Below are 17,330 nucleotides of genomic sequence, written 5' to 3' on the forward strand. Positions count from 1 at the left end.
GGAGTCCGGCTATTTTTTTGCTAGTATCGTGCCCCCACGATATTTCTCAAAGTACCAATGAATTTGATTCAGCGTTCGGCCGCCGCCGTGTTCATTGCCGGTGGCCTGCTGGCCGCCGGCCTGGCCGCTGCCAGCCAGTGCCCCGCCCACTATGTCGATGGCCGCGCGCCCGACATTCTCAACCCCAAGATGGAAGCCGCCACCACCGAGCTTTGCTACGGCGTGTTCGGCGTCATGCATTCCGGCGTCACCCGCACCCCGTTGTGGTCGGCAGAACATTTGACCGTCGATAACCTGGCCGACGCCAAGGACTTGTCACGCGAGAATTCTTTTCACGCTGAACAGCGGTTGCCGGCCAATGGCCGGGCCGAGCTGGCCGACTATGCACGCAGCGGCTACGACCGTGGCCACATGGCGCCCAACGCCGACATGCCCGACCGCGCCACCCAGCGCGAAAGCTTTACGCTGGCGAACATGGTGCCGCAGGACAGCGAGATCAACCGCCACCTGTGGGCCGGTATCGAAGGCGTGGTGCGCGGCATGGCGAAAAAAGAAGGCAATCTGTACGTGCTGACCGGGCCGGCCTTTATCGGCGGCAACTTGCAAAAAGTCGGCAGGGTGCTGGTGCCCACCCACTTGTACAAGCTGGTGTACAGCCCGCGCCAGCGTGCCGGCGGCGCGTACTTTGTCGAGAACAAGGCCGGCGCCACCTACGAGACCCTGACCGTGGCGCAACTGGAAAGCCGCGTTGGCATCAATCTGCTACCGTCGCTGACGCCGCGTGAAAAACAAGTCATGCTGCGCCTGCCCAATGTGCGTCAACGCAAGGAACGGAATAAATAATGAACTTCATCCCGTATGCCAACGAAGCCGATGTGCTCACCATCGGCGGCCTCACCATCGAGAACCGGCTCGACCGCATTACCGTCAGCGGCGACATCGACCTGACCGCCGACCAGGCGGGGCTGGCCCATGCCCGCGCGTTGCACCGGCTGCTGGGCGACGTGGTCAAGCAACTGGAGGCGCACAAAGATCTGCCGCAGCAGTTGCCGCCGCCGGCCGTGGAGACGGTGGACAACCCGTTCGCTTAAGCCTTCCCGGGCAGGTCGGTATTGGGCAGGCTGATGCGGTTGCGGCCCATGTGCTTGGCGCGGTACAGCGCCGAGTCGGCCGTCGCCACCAGCTGGCTGGGCTCGGTGTCGTGCGAGGGCAGGGCGGTGGCGGCGCCAATGCTCACCGTGACCACGTGCGGCTGGCTGCCCAGGTTGGGCAGGTGCAGTTGTTCGACCCGGCAGCGGATCCGTTCGGCGACGATGGCCGCGCCTTTCAATGACTGGTTGGGCAGTATCACCGCGAACTCTTCACCGCCATAGCGCGCCACCAGGTCGTTGGTGCGCATCTCGTTGGCCACGGCCGTGGCGATCCGTTGCAGGCACTCGTCGCCGCCGAGGTGGCCGTAGGCGTCGTTGTATTGCTTGAAATTGTCCACGTCGACCATCAGCAGCGACAGCGGCTGCTGCTGGCGCAGCGCGCGTTGCCACTCGGCGTGCAGGGTGTCGTCGAAGCAGCGGCGGTTGGCCAGGCCGGTCAGGCCGTCGCGCGTGGCCAGCTGTTCGAGCGCGATCTGGGCGCGCTTTTCGTCGGTGACGTCGCGCAGGGTTTCCACCACCGCCAGCAACTTGCCGCTGGCGTCTCGGATGGGGCTGGCGTCGGCGGCCAGGAAGCAGCGCCGTCCCACGCGCGGCATCTCGCACCAGTTTTGCGACTCCAGGCTGGCGTCGGCATCGACCGGCCGGCGGCTGCCTTCGATCACCAGGTCGGCCAGGGTGGGCCGGCGCTCTTCGTAAAACGCTTGCCAGTGGTTGTCGGTGCCCAGTACTTCGCGCGCCAGCACGCCGGTCAGGCGTTCGCAGGCGGCGTTCCAGAGGATGACCTTGCCGTCGATATCGATCACGAAGGTGGGGATCACCAGCGATTGCAGCATATTGAGTGCGAAACCGTGCTGCTCTTTTGCGTGGGGGAATTCGGTGGTGTGCAATATCGGTTGAAAAGTCGGGTGCGGTCGGTTCATGACGGCCTTTGCTGGTAGGCGGGTGGTGGGCATCTTCAGTGCAAGGTGGTGAGCGGGAGCGACATGGTCAGCGCCGTGCCCTGGCCGGGCGCGCTGGCCACATCGAAGCGGCCACCGGCTTCGGCAACCCGCTCGGCGATGCCGCGCAAGCCGGTGCTGGCGCCGGTCCGATCGGTGGGCTGTGGCGACTGCTGGCAGCCAACGCCGTTGTCTTGCACGGTCAGGTCGAGGCGACCGGCGGCGCGGGCGATCGCCACCGAGACCTGGGTGGCATGGGCGTGGCGGGCGATGTTGCTGAGCGACTCTTGCAAGATGCGGTACACCATCTTGTCCACGCCGGCGTCGCGGCAGTCTTGGGCAGCCGTGAACGCGTCCGGGCGGGCGTCGAGCTGGCACGGTATGCCGGACAGGCGCGAAAACTGCGCCAGTTGACCGTTGACCGCCGCCTCCAGGCCGTTTTCCAGGGCCTCGGGCTGCAGGTCGCGTACCACGCAGCGCATGGCGCGCAAGGTGTGCTGGACATGGCCGTCGATCCGGTCCACTATTTCTCCGAGGGCCGGCTGGCTGGCGCCCAGTGCGCGCAGTTCCAGGCCCAGGGTCAGCAGGTGCTGGCCCAGGTCGTCATGCAGGTCGCGGGCGATGCGGCGCCGTTCGGCGTCGCGCAGCGATTGCTGGCTGGCGCTCAGGTGGCATACCTGGCGCCGGGTGTCGGCCAGCGCCTGTTCGGCCTGCTCGCGCGTGGCGCGTTCGCGACCCAGCCGCGCTTGCAGGCGATGCAGTGCCATGTACTGGTGCCGCTGGCGCCAGTACATGAACAGGCTCAGCCCGGCCAGCAGGCACAGGCCGGCAACGAGGAGTTCTGTTTCGAACAGCAATGCTGCGGTTTCCATGCTCGGGGTCTCCTTCAAAATGTTGTTCAGGTGATAAATTGCTTGCACAAAAGCAGGACGCGTTGGAACGAAAATAACGTGCTTGTCTAAATGCATGTTTGTGTTAGGTCAACTTATGCTGCAATGCACGAAAAATGGGACAGGTCCGGACAGGTGCCGACGGGTGCGATATAATCGAGGGTTGTCCAATCAGGAACTATCGTGACTTACAGCATCAAAGAAATTTTCTACACCTTGCAGGGCGAGGGCGCGCATGCCGGGCGGCCGGCGGTGTTTTGCCGCTTTTCCGGGTGTAACCTGTGGACCGGGCGTGAGTCCGATCGCGCCAGCGCCGTCTGCCAGTTTTGCGATACCGACTTCGTCGGCACCGACGGCGAGGGCGGCGGCAAGTTCAAGTCGCCGCAGGAGCTCGCCGCCACCATCAACGCGCTATGGCCAGCCAGCCATGCTGCCAGCAAATACGTGGTGTTTACCGGCGGCGAGCCGCTGCTGCAGCTCGACGCGGCGCTGATCGACGCCATGCACGACCAGGGCTTTACGATTGCCATCGAAACCAACGGCACCTTGCCGGTCCCCGACGGCGTGGACTGGATTTGCGTCAGCCCCAAGATGGGCTCTACCCTGGTGGTGGCCAAGGGCAGCGAGCTGAAGGTGGTGATTCCGCAAACCGGCCAGGACCTGGCTGCGTACGAACACCTCGATTTCGAGCATTTCTACGTGCAGGCGATGGATGGCCCGCTGGCCGCCTTCAACACCACGCTGGCCATCGAGACCTGCAAGCGCAACCCGAAATGGAAGCTGAGCTTGCAAACCCATAAACTTTTACAGATACCATAATGCTGACCATTACCCGCAAGCTGGAGTTCGACGCCGGCCACCGTATTCCCGACCACAAGAGCCAGTGCCGCAACCTGCACGGCCACCGCTACACGCTGGAAATCACCCTGACCGGCGAGATCATCACGGCCGAAGGCAATTCCGACAACGGCATGATCATGGACTTTTCAGACGTCAAGACGCTGGCCAAGCAGCACCTGGTCGACGTGTGGGACCACGCCTTTATCGTTTATGAGAAGGACACGGCGGTGCGCGAGTTCCTGGCCAGCCTGCCCGACCATAAAACCGTGGTGATCGACCGCATTCCTACCGTGGAAAACCTGGCGTACGTGGCGTTTGGCATCCTCAAGGCGGCATTTACCGACCGTTTCGGCACCGGCCTGCGCCTGCACAAGCTGGTACTGCACGAAACCCCCAACTGCTGGGCCGAGATCACCGATGCCTGACGCCCAACCGGAAGATTTCATGCAGCGCGCGCTCGAACAGGCGCAGCACGCATGGGATCTGGGCGAGGTGCCGGTGGGCGCGGTCGTGGTCAGGGACGGCGTGGTGATCGCCACCGGCTACAACCAGCCGATCGGCCGCCACGACCCCACCGCGCACGCCGAGATCGTCGCGCTGCGCGCGGCCGCCGAGGTGCTGGGCAACTACCGGCTGCCTGGCTGCGAGCTGTATGTCACGCTCGAGCCGTGCGTGATGTGCTCGGGCGCCATGATGCACGCGCGCCTGGCGAAAATCGTCTACGGCGCGCCCGACCCCAAGACCGGCGCCTGCGGCTCGGTGGTCAACCTGTTCGAGCACGACCAGCTCAATCACCACGCGCAAGTGACCGGCGGCGTGCTGGCCGAGGCCTGCGCCGACCTGCTCAAGCGCTTCTTTGCCGACCGCCGCGCGCAAGCCGCTGCCGCGCGCCGCGCCGCCCTGGCGGCCTTACCCTAGGCTGCCTTGCCCGGCAAGCGGCTGCTTGGTAAGATGGCGGCGGATACTTCCCGCCGGCCGCGCCCTGCGGCGGCGGCCATCCCGTCACCATCCGAGGCATCTTGAAACAATCACCGACAGGCATCGCCATTGTTGCGCCGGGCGGCTTTGCGCCCGACCTCGACGCCCTGAACGCCGGCATCGCCCGCCTGGAACAGCAGGGCTTTATTGTCCACAATTACTACGATCACGACGCGCGCCACCAGCGCTTCGGCGGCACCGACGCGGCGCGCGTGGCGCAACTGCACGCCGCTGCCGCCGACCCGGCGGTGCAGGTGGTGATGGCCTTGCGCGGCTCCTACGGGATGACCCGGCTGCTGCCGCATATCGATTATCAGCTGCTGGCCGACAGCGGCAAGCTGTTCGTCGGCTACAGCGATTTCACCGCGTTCCAGATGGCTTTGATGCAGGCCACCGGCCGCATCAGCTTTGCCGGCCCGCTGTTCTGCGCCGACTTCACTCCTGCCGAGCTGGACGACTACACCATCGGCCAGTTCTTCGACTGCCTGCGCGGCCCGCAGCACCAGGTGCTGGGCGCGGTGGCCGACGGTGGGCCAGATAATCCAGAACTCGAGGTGGCGGGGCCGCTGTGGGGCGGCAACCTGGCGATGCTGGTCAGCTTGCTGGGTACGCCGTATTTCCCGACCATAGCCGACGGCATCCTGTACCTGGAAGACGTCGGCGAGCACCCGTACCGGGTGGAACGGATGCTGCTGCAACTGCTGTACGCCGGCGTGCTCGACCGCCAGCGCGCCGTGGTGTTCGGCGAATTTACCGGCTACAAGCTGGGCAACTTCGAGAACGGCTACGACTTCGCGGCCATGCTGGCGTACTTGCGCGCCACGCTGCCGCTGCCGGTGCTGACCGGGCTGCCGCTGGGCCATGTACGGCGCCACGCCACGCTGCCGTTCGGCGGCATGGCGCGCCTGGCCTCGACCGCGCGCGCCTTTACGCTGACCATCGACGGCTATCCCACCCTGTAATTACTCCAGGCGGCGCACGCGCGGCGCCTGGTTCACGCCTTCCACTTCCAGAAAATACGTGCCGAAGAAGTTGCGCTTGATGGCGACCTTGGGCGTCTCCCTGCTGTAGAGCGAGGCCGAACTGTCGTCCACCACGCGCCAGGCCTGGCCGTTGGCCAGGCGGAACGTCGTGGTCGGGCTCCAGCCGCTGAAGGTACCGACCAGCGTGCTTTCCACGCCATCCTGTTGGTCGGACTTGCGCAGCTGGCCCGCGGTGAGGCCGAACGTGGCATCCTGTGTGCGCGTGGCAGACGCCGTTGGTGGCGTGGCTGGCGTGGCTGGCATGGTTGCCATGGCCGCCTCCGGGCCGGGGTTCCTGCCAGTCGCTGGCGCCGATGCTGTTACCGCCGCTGCTGTTGCGGCCGGACCGCCTGCTGCGGCTGCACCGACCGGAATGGCGTCGTAGCAGGCCAGCTTGGCGCTGGCGGCGGCCAGTGCCCGGCAACGCAGCAGATCGGCGTCGGCGGCCATGGCGTGGGTGGCGATGGACGCGAATACGGCAGACAGGGCAAACAGGGCTTTCATGGGGCGCTTTCCAGGTTGAGTTGGCTGATTATATCGGTTCTCGCAGGAAAAAAAACAGCCCGGAGCGCTTGCGCGGCCGGGCCAAAAGACATGGAGGATGTTGCCACCCTCCGTGGAGTTGCACGTGAATTGTTTGCGTAACTTAGTTGCGTAGATTCAGGCCGATCATGATGCGGCGGCCGGCGTACGCGGAGTCGAGCAGGTTCGGCGTGCCGTCGGCAAACGGCGCATAGTGTGCCTGGCTGTTCGAGGTGGACGACAGGTTCAGGTTGCGGCCTTCGGCAAAGATCTCGAGGTTCTGGTTGATGCGGTACGAGATCTTGGCGTCCACGTAGCGGGTGGCGTCCTTGAAGGTTGGCGAGCCCGGGTTGTAGGGAATGAAGGTGGTGCGACCGCCGCCTTCGCTCGGATAGTTGTTGACCGAGTTCTGGCCGCAGGCGGCGATGCAGTTGAACTTCTGGCCCACTGCCTGCAATGCAATCCGCGCCGAGAACTTGCCGTCGTCGTACCAGAGGGCGGCGTTATAGGTGTACTTCGACTCGCCCATCGGCGGCAGTTCTTCGCCGGTCAGCAGGTCAACCACGCGCGCCGTGGTATTGCTCGATTTCAGCTTGGTGTAGTTGAAGTCGAAACCGGTGTAGCGCAGCAGCCATGGCAGGAACGTGAAGGCCGTCTTGCCGCCCACTTCCACTCCCTTGCGGGTGATAGTCGGGCCGTTTTCGTAGGTGCGATAGTCGAAGTCGAGATTGTCGACCGGACGACCGGTTTGCGGATCGACGATGCCGGTGCCGTCGAAGATGCGCACATCGCTGCGGCCAACCACGGTGTTACCACCTACAACGCCGACCTGGCGGAAGCCGGCGATCGACAGGTTAGTGTCATTGTTCGGATACCATTCGAGCGCCAGATTCTGGTTCTTGTTGGTTTGTGCACGCAGCGCCGGATTGCCGATGGTGCCACTGCAAGTCTGGTCCTGAGCCTCGGTACCATCGTCGGCCAGCTTACGCTGGTCGTAGGTGCATTCACCGACCGGGATCAGCGCGCCTACCGGTGGCCGTGCCACGGTCTTGGCGCGGTTGTAGCGCAGTACCACCTGGTCCGGCACCAGCCACATCGACAGGTTCAGCACCGGCAGGTAATCGGTGGTCTTGGCGTGGAACGTGGTGGGTTTGCGCGTGGTAGCCGACACTGTACCGCCCTGTTCGTTAGGCCGTTCCTTGTTGTAGACGCCAGGCACGATCAAGACCGAGGTCAGTCCCATGTTGCCGGTGGCGGTGATCTTGGTGCGCACCATGCGGTAGCCGAAATTGCCGTCAAGCTCCATGCCAAAAGGCAGCGACCAGTTGGTGAAAGGGATTTCGCTCATGCTAAAGTCGGTCATCAGGTAGCCGGAAGTGACTTTTTCCTTGAACTTGTTGACCGGCTGCGCATAGACCTTGCCGTCGCTGGCCATGCATTCCTTGACGCAGTCGAAATTGACATTTGGCGACCCCACCAGCTTGAACACTTTTTCCACGTCGATCTGGTTCCAGCCGTTGATAATGCCGGCAGGCCGGTCCGGCATGCCATTGAAGAACGTCGAGTTTGGCGCTTTCATCGATTGCGCGATGATGTCCTGGAACTGTTGCTGGGACATGTACGTCGTGCCGGAATTGGCCGACGCCGGGTTGGTGCTGGCCACGTAACCGGTCTGGCAAGGCCTGCCGCCCGCGCCCAGCGAGCCCGCAGTGTTGGTGCAGCCGGTGAAGAAGCTGCGCACATTGGCGCTCGGGAGTATCACCGCTGGGACATAGCCGGCCTTGCCGAATTCGCCCACCGCACTCTGCACGGTGTTGCCGCCGCCGCCCCAGGTGCTGCCCGAGGTATTGCGCAAGTTAAAGCCTGCTTTGATGCGGTTGAAGAAAGGAATCGCCTCGCCGAGGGCGTAGCTGAAGTCTGCCTTGGCGGTTTTCTCTTCGGTTTCCGCCATCTTGGGGCTGAAAGTAATTTGCGGCGATTGGGTGACGGCCGGCAATTGCCCAGCGGTGTAGGCCGGAGTGGCCACCGGATTGTTCGGTCCGGCAGGAACTGCTGCGGTGCCATTGATGGTGGGACGTGCGACTGAGTAAATACTCGGATCTGCCTGATTGAAAGTGCTGCCCGGCGCGAATTCATAAGTCCACAAACCGTTCGGCAAGACCTTCATGGTGGCTGGTCCGTAGTTGTAGCTCCAGTTGGTGCGCTTGTCGCCACGGCGCCAGTCCGACTTGGAGTCGCCGACGAAGAATTCGGCGGTGAAGCCACCGTTGCGGTAGGTACCGCCCGTTTGCAGGTAGCGCGTCGACGTTTCCATCGCATTGAAAATCTGGTCGGTATTGACATTGCCGTCGGTGATCGTCATTTGCGTGACGTGGTGGTTGGCGTCCACCACCACCGAGCGAGGATCGACGTTCGCCACCGCACCCTGGTACGGATAGGCGTTGGTGACAAAGCTGGCGTTGTCGTACAGGTAGTAGCCGGAGCCGGCGACCGGGCGGCGGATGCCGTTGACGCCGGTGACCGTATCCCGGAAGGCGATATTGTTATAGGTCGGGCTGTTGGTGAGCGTCGGATTGACATTGAGTCCGCCCAGGCCGTAGGTCATGAAGGTATCGTCCACCTCGCGCTTGGAGTAGTTGACCTTGCCATATACGCTCAACTCGTTGTTGACCTTGAAGTCGAACCGCAGGTCGATGTTCTTGCGTTCGTCTTCCTGGCGCTTTTGAATGAAACGCACCAGTGATGGCGTGTAGTCATTCCATTGGTTCAGGCACGACAGCAGCTCGTTGCCACGATGGTTGACCGCAGCGTTAACCGAGTTGGAGACGATGGAGTTGCGCTGCGCGGTCGTCAGGTTGGGGAAGGCTGCATAGCAGTCGGCCTTGGTTTTGGCGGCCGCCGATTTGGTCAGCAGTTCCATCGGCGTCGACGCGTTGAAGAAGCCGCCGCCGTTCAGGCCCGACTGCAAGGTAGGCTGGTTGACTGACACGTCGTTGCGCGACAAGGTTCCCGGCTGGTACGTGAAGGTCTTGTTCGGCGAATTGTCGAAGTCGATCGCGCGCGCATAGCCGGCATTGCCGGACGTGGCGATCTGGGAAGAGTGCGACTCGTTGACCACGCGCGAGGTCGAGGCATTGACCATCACGCCCAGGCGGTTGTCCAGGAACTTTTTGGTGGCAATCAGGTTGGCGTCGGGGGTCCATTTCTCGTTGATCGAGCTTTGCGAGCCGGCCACGCGCAGCGAGACGAACGGCTCCTTGAAATCGAGGCTGGTGCGGGTCTTGATGATGATGCCGCCACCGAGCGAACCTTCGGTCATGTCGGCAGTCGAACCCTTGACCACATCGACGCTCTTGATCAGGTCGGCCGACAGCGAACGGAACTCGGTGCCACGGCCGCTGCCGCCACCGTTCATGTCGGTACCGCCTGCCGATTGCACGCCCTGGCCGTCGATCTCGACCCGGGTCAGATCGGCCGAGTTGCCGCGAATCGCCACGCTGACGCCTTCACCGAAATCGCCGCGATCGAGCGCCACGCCGGAGATACGCGAAATCGCTTCGCCGATGTTACGGTCAGGGAAGGAACCGACGTCTTCCGCGACGATGGAATCCATTGCGGTGGCGGCGTTCTTCTTGCGTTCGATGGCGGACTGCTGCGAAGCGCGGGTGCCTTGCACCACGACTTTCTTGACTTCGCCTTCGGCGGAAGCTGGAGCTACGGCGCCCTGCGCTGGCTGGGTCGGTTGCGTCGGTTGCATATCCTGCGCAGCGGCATAACCGCTGGCAAAGAACGAAGCGAGTGCAATCGAAATGGCGTAGCTGAGCGGCTTACGGCGGGTGCCGTAATCGGTGATGATCATGTCTGTCTCCCTGAGTGGCCATATGGCCTGTTTTGATATGCGGCTGTGATCGCCCGCTGATATTTGAGTAGTAGTCTAGTGTCGAAATTTGGGCAGTGGATTGCAAGAAGAGAAAGAATCACCGGCGTGATCAGTACTGTCGCTTTAACGCAAATGCGCGAATTACCTGCGGCATTTTGATATCGCTCTGTATTGCGGCGCAAAAAAATCGCCCGGCGATCGCGCACTGCGTTGATTGTTTATTGACCTGGTGTGCTTATTTAGTTGCGGTCGTGCCTGCCGAGCATGATGCGGCGTCCCGCATAGGCGACATCGAGCGGATTCGGCATGCCGCCGTCAGTGCCGGAGTAGGGGTCCTGGAATTATCTTAATGATATTCTTTTGTTGACTGTGGCAGCGTGATCGCCGCAGCTGATTCGGCGTGATTCCAAGCTCAACTTCCACACAGAGGGATACATCATGAACATGCTCCGCGTTGCAAGGAACCTGATGATTGTTTTTGTATTGGCGCTAGCCGCCATCAATCCGGCCCGCGCCGGTTTGGCTGGCGATGCGGTCAGGATTACGTATTTCTATCCCGACCTGGATACGCCCGCTACCGATTTCGGCACATCGGTCATTTCCGGCGCCGGCACCGACTTCGTCGACCCGCGCGGTGTGTTCACCCTGCGCGTGACCGATACGCAGATAATCGCCACCGACTTCAATTTTTCCGCATTCTGGTTGCCTGCCGCATTCAATGGACTGGTCGTCGCCAACCTGAGCGACAGTTTTACGCCCGTGTTTTCGGTCGCTCCAGCAACCAATATGGCGGGCTTCGGCGCTGACAACGTCGTCATCTCGGGCAATACACTGCGCATCAACTGGCAGGGATTGAGCTTCGATCAGGGTACGCGCGTGGTGGTAAATCTTGGCGTGGTCCCCGAGCCGCATGCGTGGGCCATGATGGTGGGCGGCCTCGCACTGTTGGGCTTGGCAGCACGTCGGCGCCGACCGGGCTGAGGCCGGGGCTGCGGACATAGCGCAGGGGGCGGGTGCTGTATAATCATGGCATTCCGCCTAACGGCATGATTTCAATAGAAAAACCTCATTACAGATGCTCTCTACAGCCAATATCACGATGCAGTTCGGCGCCAAGCCGTTGTTTGAAAACATCTCCGTCAAGTTCGGCGATGGCAACCGTTATGGCCTGATCGGCGCCAACGGCTGCGGCAAATCGACGTTCATGAAAATCCTCGGCGGCGATCTCGACCCGTCCGGCGGCAACGTCATGCTCGACACCAACGAACGCCTGGGCAAGCTGCGCCAGGACCAGTTTGCCTTTGAAGACATGCGCGTGCTCGACGTAGTGATGATGGGCCACACCGAGATGTGGGCGGCAATGCAGGAGCGCGACGCCATCTACGCCAACCTGGAAGCGACCGACGACGACTACATGAAGGCCGCCGAACTGGAAGGCAAAGTGTCCGAGTACGACGGCTACACGGCCGAGTCGCGTGCCGGCGAACTGCTGCTGGGCGCCGGCGTGGCGATCGAGCTGCACCAGGGACCGATGAGCAATGTATCGCCAGGCTGGAAGCTGCGCGTGCTGCTGGCGCAGGCGCTGTTCTCGAACCCGGACATTTTGCTGCTCGACGAACCGACCAACAACCTGGACATCAACACGATTCGCTGGCTGGAAGACGTGCTCAACGAGCGCAACTCCACCATGATCATCATTTCCCACGATCGCCACTTCCTCAACCAGGTGTGCACCCACGTGGCCGACATGGATTACGGCACGCTGAAAATCTACCCGGGCAACTACGACGAGTACATGTTCGCCTCCACCCAGGCGCGCAACCAGCAACTGGCCAACAATGCCAAGGCCAAGGAAAAGGTCGCCGAGCTGCAAGACTTCGTGCGCCGCTTCGCTGCCAACAAGTCCAAGGCCCGCCAGGCCACGTCGCGCGCCAAGCAGATCGACAAGATCAAGGTCGACGACATCAAGCCATCGTCGCGCGCCTATCCGTTCGTGCGCTTCGACGGCGAGAAAAAGCTGCACCGCCTGGCAGTCGAGGTGGACAGCATCTCCAAGACCTACGACCGCACGCTGTTCAACAACTTCAGCATCATGGTCGAAGCAGGCGAACGCATCGCCATCATCGGCGCCAACGGCGCCGGTAAAACCACCATGCTGCGCTGCATTGGCGGCGACGACATCGCCCACCTGCACGCGGACCACGGCATGGTCAAGTGGGCGGAAAACGCCAACGTCGGCTACATGCCGCAAGACCCGACCGAAGAATTTGCCAAAGACATTACGCTGACCGACTGGATGGGCAACTGGACCCAAGAGGGCGACGACGACCAGGCCGTGCGCTCGATCCTGGGTCGCCTGCTGTTCGGCGGCGACGAGGTGAAAAAATCGGTAAAGGTGCTGTCCGGTGGCGAGAAGGGCCGCATGATGTACGGCAAGCTGATGCTGGGCCGCCACAACGTGCTGCTGCTCGATGAACCGACCAATCACATGGACATGGAATCGATCGAGTCGCTCAACATCGCGCTGGAAAAATATGCGGGCACGCTGATCTTCGTTTCGCACGACCGCGAATTCGTGTCGTCGCTGGCCAACCGCATCATCGAAATCAAGGAAAACGAAGTTGTCGACTTCCGTGGCAACTACGAGGAGTACCTGACCAGCCAGGGCATCGACTGATCATGCAAACCCTGGAAATCAAACCGGTCGAGTACGAGCATCCGCAAGACGGCGCCAGCTGCGTGGCCCATGCCTGGGCCCGTACGCCAGCCACTCCCACGGCCGACCAGCGCACCGCGCTCAAGGCCCGCATCAAGCAGCTGCTGGTCGAGCGCGAAGCGGTGCTGGTCGCGCATTACTATGTCGATGCCGACCTGCAGGACCTGGCCGAGGAAACCGGCGGCTGCGTGTCCGATTCGCTGGAGATGGCGCGCTTCGGCCGTGATCATGCCGCCAGGACGCTGATCGTGGCCGGCGTGCGCTTCATGGGCGAAACCGCCAAGATCCTCAGCCCTGAAAAACGCATCCTGATGCCGGACCTCGACGCCACCTGTTCGCTCGACCTGGGCTGCCCGGTGGACGAGTTCACGGCGTTCTGCGACCAGCACCCGGACCGCACGGTGGTGGTGTACGCCAACACCAGTGCGGCCGTCAAGGCGCGCGCCGACTGGATGGTGACGTCATCGATCGGCCTCGATATCGTCAAGCACCTGCATGCGCAGGGCAAGAAAATCCTGTGGGCGCCAGACAAACACCTGGGCGGCTACATTCAGAAAGAAACCGGCGCCGACATGCTGCTGTGGCAGGGCTCCTGCCTGGTGCACGATGAGTTCAAGGGCGTGGAACTGGACCTGCTCAAGGAGCAGTACCCGGACGCGAAAGTGCTGGTGCACCCGGAGTCGCCGGCCAACGTGGTAGCGCTGGCCGACGTGGTCGGTTCCACCACGCAGATCATCAACGCTGCCGTGGAGATGGACGCCGACACCTTCATCGTCGCCACCGACAACGGCATCCTGCACAAGATGCAGGCCGCCGCGCCAGGTAAAAAATTCATCGTCGCGCCCACGGCCGGCAATAGCGCCACGTGCAAGAGCTGCGCACATTGTCCGTGGATGGCGATGAACGGTCTGCAAAATCTGGCCGACCTGCTGGAGAACATGGACACCGTGACCTCGAACGAAATCTTCGTTGACGCTGAAATCGGCCAGCAGGCCGTGGTGGCGATCAACCGCATGCTGGACTTTGCGGCAGCCAAAAAAGCCAAGGTGCAGCCGGGCCCGGACCTGGGCCAGGAAGCGCAACTGTTTTCGGGAATTGGACCGGCATGATGAGCACCCTCAAGAATACCTTTGCGCCGTTCGACGACGCCCTGCGCACCGCTTTCGAGGCCAACCTGCTGGCAGCTTTGCTGGAAGACGTGGGCACCGGCGATCTGACCGGCCTGCTGGTGCCGGACGGCGGGAGCGTGACGGCCCGCGTGATCGTGCGCGAAGACGCCGTGCTGTGCGGCGCCCCGTGGTTCGAGGGCGTGATGAACTGCCTGCAGGCCGGCATCGAGATCGACTGGCAGTACGCCGAAGGCGACCTGATGACGGCCGACAGCGTGGTCTGCACCCTGACCGGGCCTGCGCGCGCGCTGCTCACGGCCGAACGTTCTGCGCTGAACTTCCTGCAACTGCTCTCAAGCGTGGCCACTGCCACCCGCAAATACGTGGACGTGATTGCCGGCACCCGCGCCGCCATCCTCGACACCCGCAAAACCTTGCCCGGCCTGCGGCTGGCGCAAAAGTACGCGGTGCGTGTGGGCGGGGGCCAGAACCAGCGCCTGGCGCTGTACGACGGCATCCTGATCAAGGAAAACCATATCGCAGCAGCCGGCGGCGTCACCAACGCGGTGCTGGCAGCCAAACGCCTCGACGCGGGCGTGACGATCCAGGTGGAAGTTGAAAATCTGGCCGAGCTGAAAGAGGCGCTGGACGCCGGCGCGGTCTCGGTCCTGCTCGACAACTTCAGCACCGACTTGATGCGCGAAGCGGTGGCGATGAATGCGGGCAGGGCGCTGCTGGAAGCGTCTGGCGGCATCAACTTCGATACCGTGCGGGCGATTGCGGAAACCGGCGTTGACCGCATCTCTATCGGCAGCCTGACCAAGGATATTCGGGCGACCGATTTCTCGTTGCGGATAATTGGTTAAATCGTTTTGCGCATCCGTACCAGCGGCACCTGCAATGGCCGGTTCGCCGGTCCGGGCAGCGTGATGTCGATATTCTCCACCTTCTCGAAGCCGCACGCAGCATAGAGCGGCACCCCTGGCAGTGTGGCTGCCAGTTCCAGCGTGGTAAAGCCGCCAGCGGCGGCAGCCTCGGTGCACCAGGTCAGCAGCAGCCTGCCGTAACCGCGCCGCGCTGCCCACGGCTCGACAAAGAAGGCGCGGATGCGCGCCGGTTCGATTGCCGGGTCGAGCAGGGGATCGGCCTGCTGCTTGATGCGGTCGGCGCCAAACAGCGTGGCGCGGCGGCTCCAACCCCCGCACGCCACCATCTTTCCTGCTTCTTCCACGATAAAGTACGTCCGGTCCGTGACCAGCTGGGTATCGACGCCGAATACGTGGTCGGTGATCGCGCGCGCCTGTTCGGGCGTGTAAAAACCTGCGCTCAGGTCGATGCCCGAGCGGCAAATCAGCGCTTCCATCGCAGCGATGTCGTCGTGAACGGCGGCGCGGACGGTTGGCATGGCCTTACTTGCGGTGCGGCGGCGTGAGGATGCTTGGCAGCGCCTTGGGCAAGGTCTCGGGATAGTCGCGGCTGAAGTGCAGGCCACGGCTCTCGCGCCGCTGCAGCGCGCTGTTGACGATCAGGCTCGCCACGTCCACCAGGTTGCGCAGCTCCAGCAGGTCGTGGGTGATACGGAAGTTGCGGTAGTACTCGTCGATTTCTTCCTTGAGGAGCGCAATGCGGTGCTGGGCGCGTTCGAGGCGCTTGGTGGTGCGCACGATGCCCACGTAGTTCCACATGAAGCGGCGCAGTTCGTCCCAGTTGTGGGCGATCACCACTTCCTCGTCGGCGTCGGTCACGCGGCTTTCGTCCCAGTCGGGCAGGTACGGGATCTCGCCCTTTTCCTTGGCGGCGATGTCGCGTGCGCAGGCGCTGCCCACCACCACGCATTCGAGCAGCGAATTGCTGGCCAGGCGGTTGGCGCCGTGCAGGCCGGTGCAGGCGGTTTCGCCCACTGCGTAAAGGCCCGGCAGGTCGGTGCGGCCTTGCAGGTCGGTGACCACGCCGCCGCAGGTGTAGTGCGCGGCCGGCACGATCGGGATCGGCTCCCGGGTGATGTCGATGCCCAGCTCCAGGCAGCGCGCGTAAATGGTGGGGAAATGCTCGATCAGCCAGTCGGCCGGCTTGTGGCTGATGTCGAGGTGAACGTAATCGAGGCCGCGCTTCTTGATCTCGAAGTCGATCGCGCGGGCCACCACGTCGCGTGGCGCCAGTTCGGCGCGGTCGTCGTGCGCCAGCATGAAGCGGGTGCCGGCGGCGGCGCCGGCCTCGGGCGGCAGCTTGAGCAAACCGCCTTCGCCGCGAATCGCTTCGGTGATCAGGAACGATTTCGCGTACGGGTGGTACAGGCAGGTCGGATGGAACTGGATGAACTCCATGTTGGAGATACGGCAGCCGGCGCGCCAGGCCATGGCGATGCCGTCGCCACTGGCGGTGTCCGGGTTGGTGGTGTACAGGTACACCTTGCCGGCGCCGCCGGTGGCCAGCACCGTGTGCTCGGCCGCAAACGTATGTACCTGGCCGCTGCGTTCGTCCTGCACGTACAGGCCGTGGCATTTCGGTTGCGAGTGGCCTTTTGCATCCGGGTTGACCTTGTCGGAGGTGATCAGGTCGATCGCGCAGTGGTGTTCGAACAGCGAAATGTTCGGATGCGCGCGCACCTTCTCTTCCAGCGTGACCTGCACCGCGTGGCCGGTGGCGTCGGCCGCGTGGATGATGCGGCGCTGGCTGTGGCCACCCTCGCGAGTGAGATGGAAGCCCATTTCGGCGGTGGCGTCGCGGGTAAAGGGCACGCCTTGCGCGATCAGCCATTCGATCGCTTCGCGGCCGTGTTCGACGATGAAGCGCGTGGCGCTTTCGTCGCACAGGCCGCCGCCGGCGACCAGGGTGTCGTCGATGTGCTGGTGGTGGCTGTCGCCGGAATCGAGCACTGCGGCGATGCCGCCCTGGGCCCAGTTGCTGGCGCCATCTCTCAAGGCACGTTTGGAAATAATGGCGACAGTACGGGTTTCGGCGAGGTGCAGCGCGACCGAGAGGCCGGCCAGTCCGCTGCCGACGATGGCAACATCAAATTTCATGATTTACATGGCTGAATGCAGTAGGGAACCATGACTATAGTCGATTTGTCACAGTTTGGTCATATACCCCTGCTATTTACACAGGCTTTGCGCTGCTTCGCTCACCGTCGTGATTGCGCCTGGCGGCCATTGTGGCGGCGCAAAAGCAGGCGGACTCGTTCTTGCGATCATGGAGGCTTGCGCGTTTTTGCCTGCCAGGGAGCCGACCGTGATCCGTATTTTTCATCACTATGTATCGAAAATGGCCTTCCTGCTGCTGCT

At 62.9% G+C, this 17,330-nt stretch carries 16 protein-coding genes; 10 read left to right on the plus strand and 6 right to left on the minus strand.

The genetic code is table 11. From position 1 onward, the window contains the following. Positions 1 to 57: 57 nt before the first annotated feature. Positions 58 to 843, plus strand: coding sequence for a DNA/RNA non-specific endonuclease (locus DUPY_RS11130; RefSeq protein WP_070248006.1), 786 nt, complete (start codon positions 58 to 60; stop codon positions 841 to 843). Continuing rightward, a complete protein-coding gene (locus DUPY_RS11135) occupies positions 843 to 1,091 on the plus strand; it encodes a hypothetical protein (RefSeq protein ID WP_070248007.1) in 249 nt (82 codons plus the stop codon). Before DUPY_RS11130 ends, DUPY_RS11135 begins: the two co-directional genes overlap by 1 nt. Here DUPY_RS11135 and DUPY_RS11140 read toward each other — a convergent pair. Continuing rightward, positions 1,088 to 2,071 carry a sensor domain-containing diguanylate cyclase gene (locus DUPY_RS11140; RefSeq protein ID WP_070248072.1) on the minus strand — a complete coding sequence of 328 codons (984 nt, stop codon included), beginning with the start codon at positions 2,069 to 2,071 and terminating at the stop codon, positions 1,088 to 1,090. The genes DUPY_RS11135 and DUPY_RS11140 overlap by 4 nt on opposite strands. Before the next feature lie 35 nt (positions 2,072 to 2,106). After that, positions 2,107 to 2,961 carry a sensor histidine kinase gene (locus tag DUPY_RS11145; protein ID WP_070248008.1) on the minus strand — a complete coding sequence of 285 codons (855 nt, stop codon included), beginning with the start codon at positions 2,959 to 2,961 and terminating at the stop codon, positions 2,107 to 2,109. Between the two features lie 201 nt (positions 2,962 to 3,162). Here DUPY_RS11145 and queE point away from each other — a divergent pair, with 201 nt between their 5' ends. From queE to DUPY_RS11165, 4 genes are all read left to right on the plus strand, one after another. Then, positions 3,163 to 3,798: a 7-carboxy-7-deazaguanine synthase gene (queE, locus tag DUPY_RS11150; RefSeq protein WP_070248010.1), complete on the plus strand. Its 636-nt coding sequence runs from the start codon at positions 3,163 to 3,165 to the stop codon at positions 3,796 to 3,798. Next, on the plus strand, positions 3,798 to 4,244 hold the full coding sequence (gene queD / locus DUPY_RS11155) for a 6-carboxytetrahydropterin synthase QueD (protein WP_070248014.1): 447 nt from the start codon (positions 3,798 to 3,800) through the stop codon (positions 4,242 to 4,244). Before queE ends, queD begins: the two co-directional genes overlap by 1 nt. Further along, positions 4,237 to 4,737: a tRNA adenosine(34) deaminase TadA gene (tadA, locus tag DUPY_RS11160; protein ID WP_070248016.1), complete on the plus strand. Its 501-nt coding sequence runs from the start codon at positions 4,237 to 4,239 to the stop codon at positions 4,735 to 4,737. Before queD ends, tadA begins: the two co-directional genes overlap by 8 nt. Before the next feature lie 101 nt (positions 4,738 to 4,838). Continuing rightward, on the plus strand, positions 4,839 to 5,759 hold the full coding sequence (locus tag DUPY_RS11165; RefSeq protein ID WP_070248018.1) for an LD-carboxypeptidase: 921 nt from the start codon (positions 4,839 to 4,841) through the stop codon (positions 5,757 to 5,759). On the opposite strand, the gene DUPY_RS11170 is transcribed toward DUPY_RS11165, so the two are convergent. Further along, complete coding sequence (locus DUPY_RS11170) at positions 5,760 to 6,323, minus strand: hypothetical protein (protein ID WP_070248020.1); 564 nt, start codon at positions 6,321 to 6,323, stop codon at positions 5,760 to 5,762. It abuts the gene before it with no gap. Between the two features lie 142 nt (positions 6,324 to 6,465). After that, positions 6,466 to 10,200 (minus strand): TonB-dependent receptor, encoded by a 3,735-nt coding sequence (locus DUPY_RS11175; protein ID WP_084640660.1) that lies wholly within the window; start codon positions 10,198 to 10,200, stop codon positions 6,466 to 6,468. A gap of 459 nt (positions 10,201 to 10,659) precedes the next feature. Between DUPY_RS11175 and DUPY_RS11180 the strand changes: the two genes are divergently transcribed. The 4 genes from DUPY_RS11180 (at position 10,660) to nadC (ending at position 14,912) form a co-directional block, all read left to right on the plus strand. Then, positions 10,660 to 11,202, plus strand: a complete 543-nt coding sequence (locus tag DUPY_RS11180; protein ID WP_141749513.1) for a PEPxxWA-CTERM sorting domain-containing protein — start codon at positions 10,660 to 10,662, stop codon at positions 11,200 to 11,202. 94 nt (positions 11,203 to 11,296) lie between these two features. Beyond that, positions 11,297 to 12,898 carry an ABC-F family ATPase gene (locus DUPY_RS11185; RefSeq protein ID WP_070248023.1) on the plus strand — a complete coding sequence of 534 codons (1,602 nt, stop codon included), beginning with the start codon at positions 11,297 to 11,299 and terminating at the stop codon, positions 12,896 to 12,898. A gap of 2 nt (positions 12,899 to 12,900) precedes the next feature. Beyond that, positions 12,901 to 14,046 (plus strand): quinolinate synthase NadA, encoded by a 1,146-nt coding sequence (nadA, locus tag DUPY_RS11190; protein WP_070248024.1) that lies wholly within the window; start codon positions 12,901 to 12,903, stop codon positions 14,044 to 14,046. Further along, positions 14,046 to 14,912 carry a carboxylating nicotinate-nucleotide diphosphorylase gene (nadC, locus tag DUPY_RS11195; protein WP_070248025.1) on the plus strand — a complete coding sequence of 289 codons (867 nt, stop codon included), beginning with the start codon at positions 14,046 to 14,048 and terminating at the stop codon, positions 14,910 to 14,912. The genes nadA and nadC overlap by 1 nt, the downstream gene beginning before the upstream one ends. On the opposite strand, the gene DUPY_RS11200 is transcribed toward nadC, so the two are convergent. Together DUPY_RS11200 and nadB are read right to left on the minus strand one after the other, a co-directional pair. After that, the gene (locus tag DUPY_RS11200; RefSeq protein WP_070248026.1) at positions 14,909 to 15,451 is read right to left on the minus strand and encodes a GNAT family N-acetyltransferase; all 543 of its coding nucleotides are present in this window, start codon (positions 15,449 to 15,451) and stop codon (positions 14,909 to 14,911) included. The two genes, nadC and DUPY_RS11200, sit on opposite strands and share 4 nt — an antisense overlap. 4 nt (positions 15,452 to 15,455) lie before the next feature. Continuing rightward, positions 15,456 to 17,069, minus strand: a complete 1,614-nt coding sequence (gene nadB, locus DUPY_RS11205; protein WP_070248027.1) for an L-aspartate oxidase — start codon at positions 17,067 to 17,069, stop codon at positions 15,456 to 15,458. Positions 17,070 to 17,330 lie beyond the last annotated feature (261 nt).

Origin of the sequence: Duganella phyllosphaerae, from assembly GCF_001758785.1 — a bacterium.
GTDB lineage: Bacteria > Pseudomonadota > Gammaproteobacteria > Burkholderiales > Burkholderiaceae_D > Rugamonas > Rugamonas phyllosphaerae.

Excerpts from the sequence above, each read along its gene's own strand:
- tadA (WP_070248016.1), top strand. The coding sequence starts at position 4,237 with ATGCCTGACGCCCAACCGGAAGATTTCATGCAGCGCGCGCTCGAACAG.
- DUPY_RS11175 (WP_084640660.1), bottom strand. The coding sequence starts at position 10,200 with ATGATCATCACCGATTACGGCACCCGCCGTAAGCCGCTCAGCTACGCC.
- DUPY_RS11185 (WP_070248023.1), top strand. The coding sequence starts at position 11,297 with ATGCTCTCTACAGCCAATATCACGATGCAGTTCGGCGCCAAGCCGTTG.
- DUPY_RS11140 (WP_070248072.1), bottom strand. The coding sequence starts at position 2,071 with ATGAACCGACCGCACCCGACTTTTCAACCGATATTGCACACCACCGAA.
- DUPY_RS11130 (WP_070248006.1), top strand. The coding sequence starts at position 58 with ATGAATTTGATTCAGCGTTCGGCCGCCGCCGTGTTCATTGCCGGTGGC.
- DUPY_RS11145 (WP_070248008.1), bottom strand. The coding sequence starts at position 2,961 with ATGGAAACCGCAGCATTGCTGTTCGAAACAGAACTCCTCGTTGCCGGC.
- DUPY_RS11200 (WP_070248026.1), bottom strand. The coding sequence starts at position 15,451 with ATGCCAACCGTCCGCGCCGCCGTTCACGACGACATCGCTGCGATGGAA.
- nadA (WP_070248024.1), top strand. The coding sequence starts at position 12,901 with ATGCAAACCCTGGAAATCAAACCGGTCGAGTACGAGCATCCGCAAGAC.
- DUPY_RS11180 (WP_141749513.1), top strand. The coding sequence starts at position 10,660 with ATGAACATGCTCCGCGTTGCAAGGAACCTGATGATTGTTTTTGTATTG.
- nadB (WP_070248027.1), bottom strand. The coding sequence starts at position 17,069 with ATGAAATTTGATGTTGCCATCGTCGGCAGCGGACTGGCCGGCCTCTCG.
- nadC (WP_070248025.1), top strand. The coding sequence starts at position 14,046 with ATGAGCACCCTCAAGAATACCTTTGCGCCGTTCGACGACGCCCTGCGC.
- DUPY_RS11170 (WP_070248020.1), bottom strand. The coding sequence starts at position 6,323 with ATGAAAGCCCTGTTTGCCCTGTCTGCCGTATTCGCGTCCATCGCCACC.
- queD (WP_070248014.1), top strand. The coding sequence starts at position 3,798 with ATGCTGACCATTACCCGCAAGCTGGAGTTCGACGCCGGCCACCGTATT.
- DUPY_RS11135 (WP_070248007.1), top strand. The coding sequence starts at position 843 with ATGAACTTCATCCCGTATGCCAACGAAGCCGATGTGCTCACCATCGGC.